Source organism: Actinoplanes italicus (assembly GCF_003001815.1).
GTDB classification, from domain to species: domain Bacteria; phylum Actinomycetota; class Actinomycetes; order Mycobacteriales; family Micromonosporaceae; genus Actinoplanes; species Actinoplanes italicus.
Genome location: NZ_PVMZ01000017.1, coordinates 156899 through 171893 on the forward strand (window position 1 = coordinate 156899; position 14995 = coordinate 171893).

At 71.3% G+C, this 14995-nt stretch carries 16 protein-coding genes; 7 read left to right on the forward strand and 9 right to left on the reverse strand.

All coding sequences use genetic code 11. From position 1 onward, the window contains the following. Nucleotides 1-8: 8 nt before the first annotated feature. Nucleotides 9-713 carry an SDR family NAD(P)-dependent oxidoreductase gene (locus CLV67_RS34300; RefSeq protein ID WP_106325944.1) on the forward strand — a complete coding sequence of 235 codons (705 nt, stop codon included), beginning with the start codon at nucleotides 9-11 and terminating at the stop codon, nucleotides 711-713. A 626-nt stretch (nucleotides 714-1339) separates the two neighbouring features. Here the strand turns inward: CLV67_RS34300 and CLV67_RS53780 are convergent. Continuing rightward, nucleotides 1340-1936: a hemerythrin domain-containing protein gene (locus CLV67_RS53780; protein WP_239166340.1), complete on the reverse strand. Its 597-nt coding sequence runs from the start codon at nucleotides 1934-1936 to the stop codon at nucleotides 1340-1342. 220 nt (nucleotides 1937-2156) lie between these two features. Here CLV67_RS53780 and CLV67_RS34315 point away from each other — a divergent pair, with 220 nt between their 5' ends. From CLV67_RS34315 to CLV67_RS34330, 4 genes are all read left to right on the forward strand, one after another. Continuing rightward, complete coding sequence (locus CLV67_RS34315) at nucleotides 2157-2897, forward strand: ZIP family metal transporter (RefSeq protein WP_146169397.1); 741 nt, start codon at nucleotides 2157-2159, stop codon at nucleotides 2895-2897. Nucleotides 2898-3070: 173 nt separating this feature from the next. Then, a complete protein-coding gene (locus CLV67_RS34320) occupies nucleotides 3071-3445 on the forward strand; it encodes a hypothetical protein (protein ID WP_106325948.1) in 375 nt (124 codons plus the stop codon). Then, the gene (locus tag CLV67_RS34325) at nucleotides 3442-3894 is read left to right on the forward strand and encodes a roadblock/LC7 domain-containing protein (RefSeq protein ID WP_106325950.1); all 453 of its coding nucleotides are present in this window, start codon (nucleotides 3442-3444) and stop codon (nucleotides 3892-3894) included. Before CLV67_RS34320 ends, CLV67_RS34325 begins: the two co-directional genes overlap by 4 nt. Before the next feature lie 54 nt (nucleotides 3895-3948). Beyond that, complete coding sequence (locus CLV67_RS34330) at nucleotides 3949-6231, forward strand: putative bifunctional diguanylate cyclase/phosphodiesterase (protein WP_146169398.1); 2283 nt, start codon at nucleotides 3949-3951, stop codon at nucleotides 6229-6231. Between the two features lie 9 nt (nucleotides 6232-6240). On the opposite strand, the gene CLV67_RS34335 is transcribed toward CLV67_RS34330, so the two are convergent. From CLV67_RS34335 to CLV67_RS34355, 5 genes are read right to left on the reverse strand one after another with little or no spacing between them, the layout of a single operon-like run. After that, the gene (locus tag CLV67_RS34335) at nucleotides 6241-7146 is read right to left on the reverse strand and encodes a quinone oxidoreductase family protein (protein WP_106325954.1); all 906 of its coding nucleotides are present in this window, start codon (nucleotides 7144-7146) and stop codon (nucleotides 6241-6243) included. Continuing rightward, nucleotides 7143-7505: a hypothetical protein gene (locus tag CLV67_RS34340; RefSeq protein WP_106325956.1), complete on the reverse strand. Its 363-nt coding sequence runs from the start codon at nucleotides 7503-7505 to the stop codon at nucleotides 7143-7145. The genes CLV67_RS34335 and CLV67_RS34340 overlap by 4 nt, the downstream gene beginning before the upstream one ends. After that, nucleotides 7502-8383 carry a DODA-type extradiol aromatic ring-opening family dioxygenase gene (locus tag CLV67_RS34345; RefSeq protein WP_106325958.1) on the reverse strand — a complete coding sequence of 294 codons (882 nt, stop codon included), beginning with the start codon at nucleotides 8381-8383 and terminating at the stop codon, nucleotides 7502-7504. The genes CLV67_RS34340 and CLV67_RS34345 overlap by 4 nt, the downstream gene beginning before the upstream one ends. 19 nt (nucleotides 8384-8402) lie before the next feature. Next, nucleotides 8403-9176, reverse strand: coding sequence for a citryl-CoA lyase (locus tag CLV67_RS34350; RefSeq protein WP_106325960.1), 774 nt, complete (start codon nucleotides 9174-9176; stop codon nucleotides 8403-8405). Next, on the reverse strand, nucleotides 9161-10297 hold the full coding sequence (locus tag CLV67_RS34355; RefSeq protein WP_106325962.1) for a CaiB/BaiF CoA transferase family protein: 1137 nt from the start codon (nucleotides 10295-10297) through the stop codon (nucleotides 9161-9163). The genes CLV67_RS34350 and CLV67_RS34355 overlap by 16 nt, the downstream gene beginning before the upstream one ends. 176 nt (nucleotides 10298-10473) lie before the next feature. On the opposite strand from CLV67_RS34355, the gene CLV67_RS34360 reads away from it, so the two are divergent. Both CLV67_RS34360 and CLV67_RS34365 read left to right on the forward strand, forming a co-directional pair. Next, entirely contained in the window at nucleotides 10474-11898 is a 1425-nt protein-coding gene (locus tag CLV67_RS34360; RefSeq protein WP_106325964.1) for an amidohydrolase family protein, read from the forward strand. Nucleotides 11899-11911: 13 nt separating this feature from the next. Then, entirely contained in the window at nucleotides 11912-12709 is a 798-nt protein-coding gene (locus tag CLV67_RS34365) for an IclR family transcriptional regulator domain-containing protein (protein WP_106325966.1), read from the forward strand. Here the strand turns inward: CLV67_RS34365 and CLV67_RS34370 are convergent. Genes CLV67_RS34370 through CLV67_RS34380 form a run of 3 tightly spaced genes read right to left on the reverse strand, consistent with a single transcriptional unit; the run spans nucleotide 12678 to nucleotide 14993 of the window. Then, nucleotides 12678-14126, reverse strand: a complete 1449-nt coding sequence (locus tag CLV67_RS34370; RefSeq protein WP_106325968.1) for a GGDEF domain-containing protein — start codon at nucleotides 14124-14126, stop codon at nucleotides 12678-12680. The two genes, CLV67_RS34365 and CLV67_RS34370, sit on opposite strands and share 32 nt — an antisense overlap. A gap of 52 nt (nucleotides 14127-14178) precedes the next feature. Beyond that, nucleotides 14179-14619 (reverse strand): VOC family protein, encoded by a 441-nt coding sequence (locus tag CLV67_RS34375; RefSeq protein WP_106325970.1) that lies wholly within the window; start codon nucleotides 14617-14619, stop codon nucleotides 14179-14181. Next, nucleotides 14619-14993 carry a nuclear transport factor 2 family protein gene (locus CLV67_RS34380; protein ID WP_106325972.1) on the reverse strand — a complete coding sequence of 125 codons (375 nt, stop codon included), beginning with the start codon at nucleotides 14991-14993 and terminating at the stop codon, nucleotides 14619-14621. Before CLV67_RS34380 ends, CLV67_RS34375 begins: the two co-directional genes overlap by 1 nt. Nucleotides 14994-14995: the final 2 nt, after the last annotated feature.

Consider the following 14995-nt stretch of genomic DNA (forward strand, 5'->3'; position numbering starts at 1 on the left):
TGAACGGCATGACGATCACCCTGATCACCGGAGCCAACAAGGGTCTCGGGTTCGAGACCGCCCGCCAGCTCGTCGCCGCCGGGCACACCGTCTACGCCGCGGCGCGTGACGCCGACCGCGGCCGGGTCGCCGCCGACAAGCTCGGCGCCCGGTTCGTGCAGCTCGACGTCGCCGACGACGCCTCCGTGGCGGCCGCGGCCGAGTTCGTCCGCGCCGACAGCGGCGGCCTCGACGTCCTGGTCAACAACGCCGGCATCCTCGGCGCCGGCAAGCTCGGCGAACGCATCGGCGAGCTGACCGGCGACGATCTGATCAACACCTTCAACACCAACCTCTTCGGTCCGGTACGGGTGACGAACGCGTTCCTGCCGCTGCTGCGTGCCAGCGCGTCCCCGGTCGTGGTCAACGTGAGCAGCGGGCTCGGCTCGATCGCGCTCTGTGCCGACCCCTCACGGGCGGAGTCGCGGGTGGTCGCCCTGGACTACAACTCGTCGAAGACCGCCCTGGTCATGGTCACGGCGCAGTACGCCACGGCGTTCCCGGCGATCCGCTTCAACGCGGTCGACCCCGGTTACACCGCCACCGACATGAACGGTCACGCCGGCCCGCAGACCGTCGAGGAGGGCGCCGAGATCCTCGTGCGCATGGCCACGATCGGCCCCGACGGCCCGACCGGCACCTTCGTCGACCGCCACGGGCCCGTCGCCTGGTAGCCGCCGCCCGCCCCACCTCCGCGTGGTGATCTGTGCCCGCCCGGGAGCCGCAGTTCACCACGGAGGCCGTGCCGCGTTGTCGCGTGGTGATCTACGCCCACCCACAGGCCGCAGGTCACCACGCAGACCGCGCCACGTTGTCGCGTGGTGATCTGTGCCCGCCCACAAGCCGCAGGTCGCCACGGAGGCTGTGCCGCGTTGTCGCGTGGTGATCTGTGCCCGCCCACAAGCCGCAGGTCGCCACGGAGGCTGTGCCGCGTTGTCGCGTGGTGATCTGTGCCCGCCCACAAGCCGCAGGTCACCACGCAGGCCGTGCGCCGTTGTCGCGTGGTGATCTGTGCCCGCCCACAAGCCGCAGGTCACCACGCAGGCCGTGCGCCGTTGTCGCGTGGTGATCTGTGCCCGCCCACAAGCCGCAGGTCACCACGCAGGCCGTGCGCCGTTGTCGCGTGGTGATCTGTGCCCGCCCACAAGCCGCAGGTCACCACGCAGGCCGTGCGCCGTTGTCGCGTGGTGATCTGTGCCCGCCCACAAGCCGCAGGTCACCACGCAGGCCGTGCGCCGTTGTCGCGTGGTGATCTGTGCCCACCCGCGAGCCGTAGGTCACCACGCAAGGGAGACGTCGGTTACAGCGGGCCGAGGGCGTCGGACGGGTCGGCGGTCAGGGTGAGGGACTCCAGCACCGTCAGGAGCTGTCGTTCCTCGTACCGGAAATGGTTCTCCATGATCGCGGAGATGCCCTCCAGGTGGCGCCTCAGCTCGCCGGGGCCGGCGGCCCGCGAGACGGCGGCGTCCAGGCCGCCGAGCAGGTAGCCGATCATGGAGTGGTCCTGTTCCAGTTTGCGCAGCACCGGGCGTAACTCCGGGTGAGCGGCTGCGATGGCCGGGAACAGCGTCTGGTCCTCGCCGCGATGATGGCCGTCCAGCGCCGCGCAGAATCCACGGCAGTAGAGCAGCAGGTCGGCCATCGCCTCGTCGAGGGAGGGGAGGCGAGCCGGAAAGGCGCCGGGCTCGATGCGACCCGGGGAGTCGACGGGATCTGAGGAGCCCGGGGAGTCCAGGGAGTCGGGGGAACCCGGGGAGTCCAGGGAGTCGGGAGAGCCAGGGGAGTCCAGGGAGTCGAGGGAATCGCGGACGAGGCTCAGGGCCTCGCGCAGGCGCCGGTGCACCGTGCGCATCTCATTGCTCCAGGCCACCAGCCTGGTCGTCTCGCGCTCAGACACGCGATGACGAAGGGTACGACGACAACGCCGGTCTCCTTCGGTTCGGCGCCTCCATGCCTGACACGGTCTGCCACCGGCACGCGACGCTGACGACGACCCTACACGCCCATCCGCCACGGGTGAGGCGTGGACCGGGGCCTCGAACCAGGCTGCACCGAGGGCTCGAACCAGGCTGCACCGAGGGCTCGAACCGGGTTGGAGCCCGCAACCGAGGTCCGCGATGGAGGGGGCGACCTGCGTGGGGGAGGCGTTCCTGTGGGGCGCGGTCAGCGCGTCGGCGCTGCTCGTCGGCGCTCTCGTCGCGTTCCGGTTGCGGCCGGGCCGGCGCCTGATCGCCACGGTGATGGCGCTCGGCGCCGGCCTGCTGCTGGGGTCGGTGTCGTTCGAGCTCATCGACGAGGCGCTCAAGACGCGGTCGGTTGCCGGGGTCGCGCTGTTCGTGCTCATCGGTGCCGGAGCCTTCACGCTCGGTGACTGGCTGCTGAGCCGGCGCGGCGGTGGCGAGCGTAAGGACTCCGAGGGCGCGCAGGCGTCGGGTTCGCCGCTGGCCATCGTGCTCGGGTCGGTGCTCGACGGGATCCCCGAATCGTTCGTGCTCGGCCTGACGGTCCTGCAGGGGCAGGTCAGTATCGCCCTGCTGGCCGGGATCGTGCTCTCGAACCTGCCCGAGGGGATGGCCTCCTCCAGCGGGCTGCGTGAGGCGAGGTGGCCGCAGGGCCGGGTGCTGCTCATGTGGTCGGCCGTGGTGCTGGTGTCCGGGCTGTCGGCGATGGCCGGTTACGCTCTGCTCGATCCGGCGCATGATCTCACCGGTGCTCTGGTGCAGGCGTTCGCCGCCGGCGCGCTGCTGGCGATGCTGTCGAACACGCTGCTGCCGGAGGCGTACGAGGTGGAAGGGGTTTTGACCGGGCCTTTCGTGGTTGCCGGGTTTGCGGTGTCGCTGGGGCTTTCCGCCATCTGAGACGGTCCGGACGGCCGAGCCGGATTCGAGCCGAACGGTGCTGGTTGAAACGATCTTAAGGTCGGCCTCGAGCTCAGTTGTTCCCCGGAGCAAGTTCCCTGTGCCAGGGTTGGCCCTCCCGGCGTCCGGCACGCGACCGGCGCGCCTACCCGCGCACTCGACCTGGAGGATTCGTGGCGAACATCGAAACCGCTCTCAAGGAGTGCATGGGCCTTGAAGGCGCCATCGGCGTCGCGCTCGTCGACTACACCAGCGGGCTCACCCTCGGTTATCTCGGCGGTGACGGCGTCATGGACATGACCGTCGCCGCGGCCGCCAACACCGACGTGGTGCGCGCCAAGATCCGGGCCCTCGAGCTGCTGGGCCTGCGCGACGGCATCGAGGACATCCTGATCACCCTCGACTCGCAGTACCACCTGATCCGGCTGCTCCGCTCCCGCACCACCGGCGACGCCCTCTTCCTCTACCTGGCGCTGAACAAGAGCCGCGCCAATCTCGGCCTGGCCCGCCATCAGCTGCGCAAGATCGAGGCGGACCTGGACGTATGACCAGCCCCAACGGCGGCCTGCCGAGCCGGCTGGCCCCGCGGCACGCCGTTCCGGAGCCCGTGGCGGTCCGGTTCGACGCGGCCGCGGACCCGCGGCGGGCGTTACGCATGGAACTCGCCGGCCTGCGGCATCAGGTGGTCGGCGTCACCGGCTGCATCATCGCCGGGGTCGACGGGCTGCTGATCCTGCACGATTCGCGGTCGTCCGGAGAGCCGCACGACGTGGCCGCGATGGCGGCGGCCGCCCACGGCATCAGCCGCACCTGCGGCGGGGCGCTGGGCCAGGGAGCGTTCCAGGAGGTGACGATCCGCAACCGGGACGGCTGCCTCGTGGTCTACGCCGTCGGCGAGCTGGCGCTGCTGGCCGTGGTCGGGGACGGTGGCGTCAACGTCGCGCGCCTGCACCTGGAGGCCCGTCCGGTCCTCGGCCGTCTCGCGACGCTGCTCTGACGTCTTTCGGCCGGTGATTCTCATTGACACGCCTGCGCGGCCGATGAGGTGATCGTGGAGAAGGAGGCTGTCGTCCCCCCGTGGCGGCTCACGCGCCTGCTGACCGCGGCCATCGCCGTGGACGCGGTCGCGTGGGTGTGGTTCCTGATCGGCCTGTTCCGGCCCACCCCGCCGGCGGCCGGCTGGGCGCTGCTGCTGTTCGCCGTCCCGCTCGCGATCGTGATCTCCTGGCGCGCCGGGGCCGACGGCCACACCTTCTGGCGGTACGTCTCGGCCGGCATGGTCGGGATGGGCCTGGCCTCGGCGTCCGCCGCCCGTGACTTCTACAGCGGCGAACTGCCCGGCCAGCAGATCGGTCCGCTCAGCGCGGCCCTGTACGTCGGCGGCCTGCTGCTGATGCTGCTCGGCCTGCTGCGGATCCCCGGCGCGAGGCGCACCCGGATGGAGTGGACCCGCTTCGGCCTGGACGTCGCCACCATGGTGGTGATGGTGCTGACCTTCAGCTGGCATCTGGTGCTGCCCCGCTGGGAGAGCTGGACCCACGGCAGCGCGGCCGGTGCCGCCTCGGTGGTGGTCCTGGGAGCCGCGGCGGGGATCGGCATGCTGGCCTTCGTCAAGTTGTCGTTCACCGGCACCGGTCCGATCGACCGCCGTGCGCTGCACATCCTCGGGCTGACCGGTGCGGTCGGCGCGATCGGCGGGGCGATGGCGCCGCTGCTGGCCGAGCGGCCCTATCTGAACACCGGGCATGTGCTGCTGCCGACCACGAGCCTGCTGGTCTGCCTGGCGGCGGACCGTCAGCTGCGGGCGGCTCTGGCCGGGCGCCCGGCGGAGCGGCCGCTGTCCCGGCGGCCGAGCATCATGCCGTACACGGCGGTCCTGGCCACCGCCGCGCTGCTGATGTACGGCGCGTCGGGCGGTGCCGCCGACCTGACGGCGGTGGCGACCGGTTCGGTCGTGGTCACACTGCTGGTCGCGACACGGCAGGTGGTGGCGCTGCGGGACAACGCGCGGCTGCTCGACGACCTCGACGCGCGCCAGAGCGAGCTGGCGTACCGGGCCGGTCACGACGGTCTGACCGGCCTCGCGAACCGTACCGTGATCGTCGCCGAGATCACCGCGGCGCTGGCCACGGACCCGTCGGACGTCACGGTCGCTCTGATCGACCTGGACGACTTCAAGGCGATCAACGACGACCTCGGGCACCCGGTCGGCGACGCGCTGCTCGCGGCCGTCGGCGAGCGGGTCTCGGAGCGGCTGCCGGCCGGCTGTGTCGTGGCCCGCCTCGGCGGCGACGAGTACGCCCTGCTGCTGCGCGGCGACCACACGGCGGCGCTCGCCACGATCGCCGCCGACCTGCGCCGCCCTCTGCACGCGGGCGGCCACGAGCTGGTCGTCGAGGCGAGCATCGGTCTGGCCCCGGCACAGGCCGGTGACACCGCCGACGAGCTGCTGCGCCGCGCCGACGTGGCGATGTACGAGGCGAAGAGCCAGGGCAAGGGCCGGCACGTGGTCTATGACGACCGGATGGACCAGCGGACCGCCGAGCAGTCCCGGGTGGCCGCCGATCTGCGCAGCGCGCTCGACACCGACCAGCTTCACCTGCTGTACCAGCCGATCGTCTGCCTGCCCGGCGGCGAGCTGTTCGGGGTGGAGGCGCTGGTCCGGTGGACGCATCCGGACCGCGGCCCGGTCGGGCCCGGCGCGTTCATCCCGGCGGCCGAGCGGACCGGGCTGATCGTGCCGCTCGGCGCCTGGATCCTGGAGGAGGCGTGCCGTCAGGCGGCGCGCTGGCAGGAGGAACTAGGTGACGCCGCGCCCCGGACGGTGACCGTCAACGTGTCGGCCCGCCAGCTGCGCGAGGCCGGGTTCGCCGGGGAGGTCGACGCGGTGCTGCGGCGCACCGGGCTGGCGCCGGGCCTGCTGACCGTGGAGGTGACCGAGACGGCGGTGTTCGACGGTGGTACGGCGCTCGACGAGCTGAAAGCGATCGCCGCGCTGGGCGTGAAGATCGCGCTCGACGATTTCGGCACCGGCCACTCGTCGCTCGGCCTGTTGCGTACCTGCCCGGCCGACATTCTGAAGGTCGACAAGTCGTTCGTCGACGACGTCACCGAGGGCGGTGAGCAGGCGGTCATCGTGGCCGCGCTGCTCACCATCGCCGACGGGATGCGGCTGCGGGCGGTAGCCGAGGGCGTGGAGACCGCTGAGCAGGCCGCCGAGCTGCACCGGCTCGGGTACCGCTACGCGCAGGGCTACCTGTTCGGCCGTCCGATGGCACCCGACGCGATCAACCTGTACCGCCCGGCGCACGACGCCGAGAGCATCGCCGCCTAGACGGTCGGGTCAGAACGTCAGGACGGTGCGGCCGGGCGTGTTCCAGGCCTCGGCGACCCGGGCGAACGGGACCGGGCGGTGGGTCACCAAAAGGCGGCCGGCCGCGGCGTTCTCCGCGATCTTCGTGAGTACGGCCTCCCGGCGCGCGGGTGTCAGCGAGTTGTTGGTGTAGCCCACGACGCGCAGGGAGCCGCCGCGCAGCACCGCCGAGTCGATCGGCGCCGTCGCGCCGGCCGCCGAGCCCAGGTTGACCAGCGTCCCGCCCGGCCGCAGAGCACGCAGAGCGGCCGCCGCCGCGGTACCGAAGATCGGGTCTATCACCAGGTCGGCCGCGGGCAGCCGGTCCACCTCGGTCAGCGGCAGCGTGACGGTTGCGCCGAGGTCGGCGGCCCAGGCCAGAGCCTCCGCGGAGCGGGCCACGGCGATCACCGTCCGGGCGCCGGCGAGCCGGGCCAGCTGGATCGCCGCCTGCCCGACCACCCCGCCCGCGCCGAGCACCACCACGTCGCGGCCCGCCGGGTCGCCGGCCGCGTGCAGCGCCTCGTGGGCGGCCACGGCGGACAGCCCGAGGGCCGCGACCAGCTCCAGCGGCGCACCGGGCGGCAACTGGACGACGTCGCCGGCCGGGACGGCGACGGCCCCGGCCATGCTGCCGTCGCCGGGCCGCATCCCGGCGCTCGTCGCGAACCACACCGCCGTGCCGTCGGAGAGGTGGCCGACCCCCTGCACCCCCGGCACGTACGGCGTGGCGGGCGTCCCGAAGTAGCTGGTCCCCGACGCGCACAGCAGGTCGAGCGGGGTGATCGGCACGGCGGCCACGGTGATCGCGACCTGCCCGTCGGCGGCGACCGGCGCGGGCCGCCGCTCGATCACCGGCGGCCGGCCGCACTCGCGCAGCACCGCGGCCTCGATCACGTCGCGATGTCCGGGTAGGGGAGCGTGTACCCGGACAGGGCCGCCCCGTACGCCTTCTGGTACTCCAGCGGCTCGGTGTTGTCGCGCTCGAACACGGCGATGAACAGCGTCAGCGCCAGGAACGGGTGCGCACCCATCGCGAACAGCCGCACGTGGTCGCGGGCGATCAGCGCGTCGCGTTCGTCGTCGGTGAACGCGAGCCACGTACTGTCCTCGCCGTCGTGGCAGTTGAGCAGGCTGTTGGCCATCGTCGCCTCCCACCAGGTGACCAGCTCGCGCGGCGCCTCCCGGTAGCGTTCGACGAGTTCCGGGTCGCGGTCGACGGTGAACAGGAACTTGTTCAGCAGGTACTTGCTCATGAGAGCCTCCCCGAAATGCCGGGCACACCCGACGGGTACCAGGTGAAGTACGCCTCCATCGTGTGGAACAGGTCGAGCGTGTCGACGTGGTCGGCCTTCACGCCGGCCCCGGCGACGCCCATCATCAGCATGAAGTCCATGAACCCGTGGGTGGCGTTGCCGGGCGAGTGCAGACTGTCCAGCGTCACCTCGCGCAGGCAGCCGTCGAGGTCGCCGTTGGCGATCCAGCCGACCGCCTTCTCGTCGAACGCCGGGTCCGGCCCGTGCGGCCCGAACTGCCGTGGCCCGCCCAGCTCCAGCGACAAGTGACCGGTTCCGATCACCGCGACCCGCAGGTGTGACGGCCACTGCTCGATGATCTTCCTCAATGCTGAGCCCAGCTGCACGAAGCGGGACGGCTGGGGGAGCGGCGGCGCGAAGATGTTGGTGTAGATCGGCACGATCGGCAGGTCCGCCTCCGGCCGCAGCGTGATGATCGGGCAGGTGATGCTGTGGTCGATCCGCAGCTCGTTGCTGAACGCCAGGTCGAAGCCCTCGTCGAGGCCGTTGCGCAGGATGTGCGACGACAGGTCCTCGTGGCCCTTGAGCGTCATCCGCGGCAGCCCGAACTCGCGTTCCTCGTTGTACCAGTTCGCGTCGTAGAACGGCGCCTTGCCGACCAGGAACTGCGGCATGTTGTCGAGCCACAGCTGATGGAAGTGATCAGATCCGACCATGACGAGCACGTCCGGATTGGCGCGCGTCAGCGTCTCCCGGAAGGCGAGGATCTTGCGCGTCCACTCGTCGGCGAACGGCGGCCGGTCCGCGCCCGTCGACGTGCTGGCACGGTAGTAGAACGGATGATGCGTCGAGGCGACGACCGCGACGATGGTGGCCATGGAAGTCCTTTCCGGGGGATCAGGGTTCGTAGACGGCGTTACGGTCGACGGTCAGATAGATCTGATTCGCGATCGGGCGGCGGCGCTCCTCGGCGATCTGCCCGAGCAGGCCGGCGGCCCTCGCCAGCAGCGCGAAACCACGCAGCATCTCGACCGGGAGTCCCAGATCGGCGAGGGCGGCACCGCACACCCCGGCGCCGTTCAACGGCAACTTCCGGTTCAGGACCTGCGGGTGTACGCGGCCGACGGCCTCGAAGAGCTCGAGGTGCGGCCCGTAGACGCCCTCTTCACGAGCGATCCGGATCAGGACCGGAGTGCGCGGGTCCTCCTCCTTGTGCACCGGGTGCCCGAGCCCGGGCACGAAGCGTCCCGAAGCCTTGGCGTTGCGGACGGCGTCCAGCGCGATCGCGTCGAAGTCCCGGGAGGAGCCGGCGGTTGCGGCGAGCGTCTCGGCGAGGAACCGGCCGCAGTCCTCGGTGACGCCCAGGAAGCGTGACCCGCCGCCGAGCAGCCCGGCGGCGAGCGCCCCCTGCAGCGAGTCGGGCGCCGACAGATACGTCAGCCGGGCCGCGATCGCCGTCGGCGTGAACCCGTGGTCGGCCAGCGCCACCAGCACCGCCTCGAACAGCCGCACCTCACCGGCGTTCGGCCGCCGGCCCGCGACGAGCCAGAACGCCAGCTCCCCGAACCCCACCTTCCCCATCAGGTCGGCCGCCAGATCCTGACCGAGCAGCGAGATGGTGTCGGGTGTCGACGTGCCGAGGCCGGTCGGGAAACTCAGTTCGTCAGCCATGCGCGGATCTCCTCACCGTGCTCGTCGAGTGCGGGCGGCGGTAGCTCGTACCTCGGTGGGGTCTCGGAGAACCGGATGGGATTGCGGACGCCGGGCACACCGCCCACGGTGACCACCGGATCGAGCCCGAGTTCCCCGGCCATCGCGACGCCGCCGTCGATCGTGTTGATCGGCGCGCACGGCACCCCGGCCGCCATCAGCTCCCGGAACCACTCGTCACGCGTCTTCGTGGCGAGGCGTTCCACCAGGATCGGCCGTAATTGCTCGCGATTGGCCGTACGGTCCTGATTGCGGCCGAATCGCGGATCCTCCGGCAGCCCGTCGAGCCCGAGGACCGCGCAGAGCTTGCGGAACTGGCCGTCGTTGCCGGCGATGACGATCAGCTCGCCGTCGGAGACCGGCAGCGGCTCGTACGGAAAGAGGCTCGGGTGCGCGTTGCCCATCCGGTACGGCACGGTGCCCCCGGCCACGTACCCGCTGGAGTGGTTGACCAGCCCGGACAGTGCCGAGCTGAGCAGGTTGACCTCGACGTGCTGTCCCCGGCCGGTCTCGGCGCGCCGGTGCAGGGCGGCCAGCACACCGATGCTCGCGTGCAGGCCGGCCATGACGTCGAAGACCGAGATCCCGGCCCGGTACGGCGAGCCGTCCGGATCCCCGGTGAGACTCATCAGCCCGGAGATCGCCTGGACCATCAGATCGTAGCCGGGCATCGCGGCGCCCGCCCCCGACCCGAAGCCGCTGATGCTCGCGTAGACGACTCCGGGATTGCCGGCCGCCACCGACTCGTAGTCGAGACCGAACCGGGCCAGACCGCCGGGCCGCATGTTCTCGATCAGCACGTCCGCGCGCCGGGCCAGCTCGCGGGCGGCGGCCTGGTCGTCCGCGTCCTTGAGGTTGAGCGCGATCGAACGCTTGTTGCGGTTGATCCCCAGGTAGTAGGTGGAGACGCCGTCGCGTTCCGGTGGCATCCAGGTGCGGGTGTCGTCCCCGCCCGGACCCTCCACCTTGATCACCTGCGCACCGAGGTCGGCCAGCAGCATCGTCGCGTACGGCCCGGCGAGGATCCGCGAGAAGTCGGCGACGAGCAGACCGTCCAGTGGCCCCTTGGCTTGCCCTGCCATCAGTTACCGCCCGTTCTACGGACACCTGTCCGCTGAATCAGACTGCTTGCTCGCACGGCCGCTGTCAACCACCCGGACACGGCGCCGAAACAAATGCTTGACATCGGAAGTGACCAGGAAGACGCTGTCGAAACAGCGCTGACCGCTCAGCGGACAGCAGTCCGAAAGAGGTGCAGATGAGCGTCGAAAGACCCGTGATAATCCGCAACGGACTGGTCCTGACCATGGACGACGCGCACACCGTGCTCCCCGGCGCCGATGTGCTAGTGATCGACGGACGCATCGCCGGGGTCGGTCACGGACTCAGCGCCCCGGACGACGCCGAAGTGATCGACGCGTCCGGCGGCATCGTGATGCCCGGCATGATCGACACCCACCGGCACATGTGGCAGACCGCGATGCGCGGCTACGGCGCCGACTGGACCCTCACGCAGTACTTCGTCTGGTACTACCTGGAACACGGCAAGCACTTCCGGCCCGAGGACATCCACGCCGGCAACCTGCTCGGCGCCATCGAGGCCCTCGACGCCGGCGTCACCACCACGGTCGACTGGTCGCACGGCCTGCAGACGCCGCAGCACGCCGACGCCGCTGTCGACGCCCTCGAGGCGGTGCCCGGCCGGTTCGTCCTCGCCTACGGCAACATCCAGCAGGGACCGTGGGAGTGGAGCACCTCCGACGGCTTCCGTGACTTCCACCGGCGCCGGATCGACGGCGGGAAGCTGGCCGGTTTCCAGCTCGCCTTCGACGTCACCGGCGACCCCGCGTTCCCCGAGAAGGCCGCCTTCGAGGTGGCCCGCGAACTGGGCGTCAACGTCACCACCCACGCCGGGGTGTGGGGCGCCACCAACGACGACGGCATCCGCCTGATGTACGAGAACGGCTTCATGACCCCCGGCACCGTGTACGTCCACGCGACCACGCTCGGCGCCGACTCGTACCACCGGATCGCCGCCACGGGCGGTTCGGTGAGCGTCTCCACCGAGAGCGAGCAGAGCGCCGGCCAGGGCTACCCGCCCACCTGGGCCCTGCGCCGCTACGGCGTGCCGGTGTCGCTGTCGATGGACACCAGCGTCTGGTGGAGCGGCGACCTGTTCACCGCCATGCGCACCACGCTCAGCGCCGACCGCTCCCGCGAGCACCTCGAGGCCCACGCCAAACAGGAGACCGTGACCCACCACCACCTGCGCGCCGAACACGTCGTCGACTTCGCCACCCGGGGCGGCGCCCGCGCCCTCGGCATGGACTCCCAGGTCGGTGCCCTCACCGAGGGCCGCAAGGCCGACGTCGTGCTGATCAAGAACGACGCGTCCCCCGCGATGTTCCCGATCCTGCACCCCTACGGCCACGTCGCGTTCCAGGCCCAGCGCGGCGACGTGCACACCGTCCTGGTCGGCGGGAAGGTCGTCAAACGCGACGGCAAGCTGGTTGGCCTGGACCTGGCGGCCGCCCGCGCACGCGTCGACGCCACCGTCTCGTACCTGCGCGAGACTCTCGGCGAGGAGGCCTGGCGGAACGGCCAGAACCCGGACCTGCCGCAGGCCGAGCTGTTCGACAACCCGTACCAGTACACCGACTACGCCGGGGAAACGACGGAATGAAAGCATTGACGGGATGACTGACACCGGAAGGGGCACGGGTCCCGACTTCATCGAGGCGCTCGCCCGCGGCCTCGACGTCCTGCGCACCTTCCGGCCCGGCGTCCCGACGATGACCCTCAGCGAGATCGCCGGCGTCACCGGACTCGCCCGGCCCACGGTCCGGCGAATCCTCATCACCCTCGAGACCCTGGGGTACGTGCGTGGCGCCGGCCGTGGCTACGCGCTCACCCCACGGGTCCTCGACCTGGGCATGGCGTACGTCAACTCGCTGAACATGTGGGAGGTCGCCCGCCCGCACATGGAGAAACTGGTCGCGCAGACCGGCGAGTCGACGTCCATGGCGCAGCTCGACGGCAGCGACATCGTGTATGTGGCGCGCGTGGCCGTACCCAAGATCGTGACGTTGGCCGTGACGATCGGCACCCGCTTCCCCGCGGCCGCCACCTCGATGGGAAAGGTCCTGCTCGCGGCCCTGCCACCGGCGACCGTCGCGGACGTCCTCGCCGAGGCGTCCCGCTCCGGCATCACCGCACGCTGGCGGCCGGACGCCGCCGAGTTGGAGGCGTCGCTGCGGGAGGTCCGCGCCAAGGGCTGGGCGCTGGCCGATCAGGACCTGGCGCCCGGCATCCGCTCGGTCGCCACCGGCGTCCGTGACGGCCATGGCAACGTGATCGCCGCCGTCAACGTCACCGTCCACGCCGCCGAGACGTCCGTCGACACGCTCCTCGACGACCACCTGCCCAAACTGCTCCGCACCGCCGCCGACATCAGCCACGACTTCAGCCTGACGGCCGCCGTCCCCTCAGCGTGAGGGGACCGATGCCGCGTTTGACCTCGTACATGCGGGCGTCGGCGGCGGCCATCAGATCGTCGGCGGCCGTGCCCGGCCCGCCGAGCGCCACCCCGATGCTCGCGCCGATCGACACCCGCTGATCCGGAAGGTCGAACGGCCGGGACATGTCCTCCATCAGCCGTGCGGCCCGGACGTGCACGTCGTCCGCGTCGGTGACACCGGTCAGCACGGCGGCGAACTCGTCGCCGCCCAGCCGGCCGAGCAGATCACCGTCGCGCAGCCCGGCGCGCAGCCGTCCGGCGGCGGCCACCAGCAGCGTGTCTCCGGCCGCGTGACCGTGCCCGTCGTTGACCGCCTTGAACCCGTCCAGGTCGATGAAGAACAACGCCACCGACCCGTCGTCCACGGCGTCGCGCAGCCGCGTCTCGAGCACCCGCAGCACCTCGGCCCGGTTCGGCAGCCCGGTCAGCGGATCGTGCGCCGCCGCGTGGGCGAGCCGGTCCTGCTGGGCGCGCCGGTCGCTGATGTCGCGCTGGTTGGAGACGACACCGCGCACGGCCGGATGATCGAGCGCATTGCGCAGCGTCACCTCGTGCCAGTGCCAGGTGCCGTCCCGGTGCGCGACCCGCGACTCCAGCCGGGCCTGGCTGTCGGCGCCCGCCTCGGTGATCGCGGCCAGCGCCGCCGTGATCCGCGGCCGGTCGCCGGGGTGGAACAGGTCCAGGTAGGCGGTGTCCAGCAGGTCCTCGGCGTCCCAGCCGCCCACATGCCGGACCGCGGCGCTCACGTGGGTGAGCCGGCCACTCGCGTCGATCACCGCCACCACGTCCGACGAGTCCTGCACCAGCGCCCGGTACCGTTCCTCGGCGCGCTCCAGTTTCCGTCCGGCACGCTCGACCCGGGCGGCCGTGAGTCCCAGGTTGCTCAGCCCGAAACCGGCGAGGAGCAGGTTGACGGCGGCGGCGAGGTGCGCGTGGGACGGTTCCACCACCGACGGGGCGATCCCGAGTTGTACGGCCACCTGCACCACCACGGTCACCGCCACCGTGACCACGGCCGCCGTACGCCACGTGCGTGAGCCGGACCAGCCGATGTGCAGCGTGCCGATCAGGATCACGGCGCTGGGCATGAGGAACGCCCAGCCCGCGACGGCCAGCACCACACCGATCTGGCCGGTGGCGAGCACGAGCCGCAGCGCGGCCCGGTTGTGCAGGTGCCCGCCACCGAGCAACCGCTGGATCCGCACGCTGCCGGTCGCGGCGAAGACCGTGGTCAGCGTCGCGAGCAGCAGCGGCGAGCCCAGGACCGCGCCGTGCCGCTGCCCCCACACCCCGAGTCCGTAGATCGCCAGGAACATGACCGGGGCGCCCACCCAGATCGGCACGACGTCGGTCGTCGGGTGGGCGCCCAGGGCGCGCGGCCGCGTTCTCGTCACGTCGCTCCCTCCACCCCGGCACCGTCTCGGGTGTAATCGGGTAGCAGGGGCGTCACCTGAGAAGTTCGGCTCCCGGCTGGTCGGTGTAGCCCTGGCTGATCTCGACGATCACGCCGTCGGGATCCTTCACCCAGACGGTGCGCCAGCCCGGGATGAACTCGTCGAAGGCCAGCGGCCCGAGCGACACGTCCAGGTCGCCGGGGGCACCGGCCAGGAACGCCTCCAGATCGTCGACCTGGAACGCGAGGTGCCGGACCATCCCCGGGTGCTGCGGCCCGTCGGCGTCGAACGTCTCCGGCTGCTGCCCGGCCGCGTCGAACAGCTCGAGGTGCACGTCACCCTGCCGCAGGAACACGACGTCGGTGCCGCCGGCGCGGACCACCCGGGCCCGCCGGAACCCGAACACGTCCCGGTAGAACCGTTCGGTCGCCTGCTGGTCGCGGCAGTTGAGGCCGACGTGCGCCCACTGCACCGCCACCACCGGGGCAGCCATCACTTCCCGCTCAGGGCCGGCCCGAACGGGACCGTGTCGTGGAAGTTGGCCATGTACGTGATCTGCCCGTCGGTGACCTCGAAGTAGTTGCACACGTCCGCCTCCACCGAGGAACCGTGCCGCGTACGGCCGGAGATGTGCGACACGACAGCGGCCGTGGCATCGGACACGACGACGTGCCGCGGCCGGTTCACGAAGCTCGCGTACGTCTCCGGAAAGCCTTTCATCATGGCCCGCAGCGTCTCCCGCCCCTCCACGTGACCGGCGAGTTGCTCGTCCATCCGGGTGTCGGCGGAGAACAGGTCGCACCAGTCGTCCCATTCCCCGGCGTTCGCGAGCTCGTAGTAGCGGTCGATGACCTGCCTGGTGTCCATGT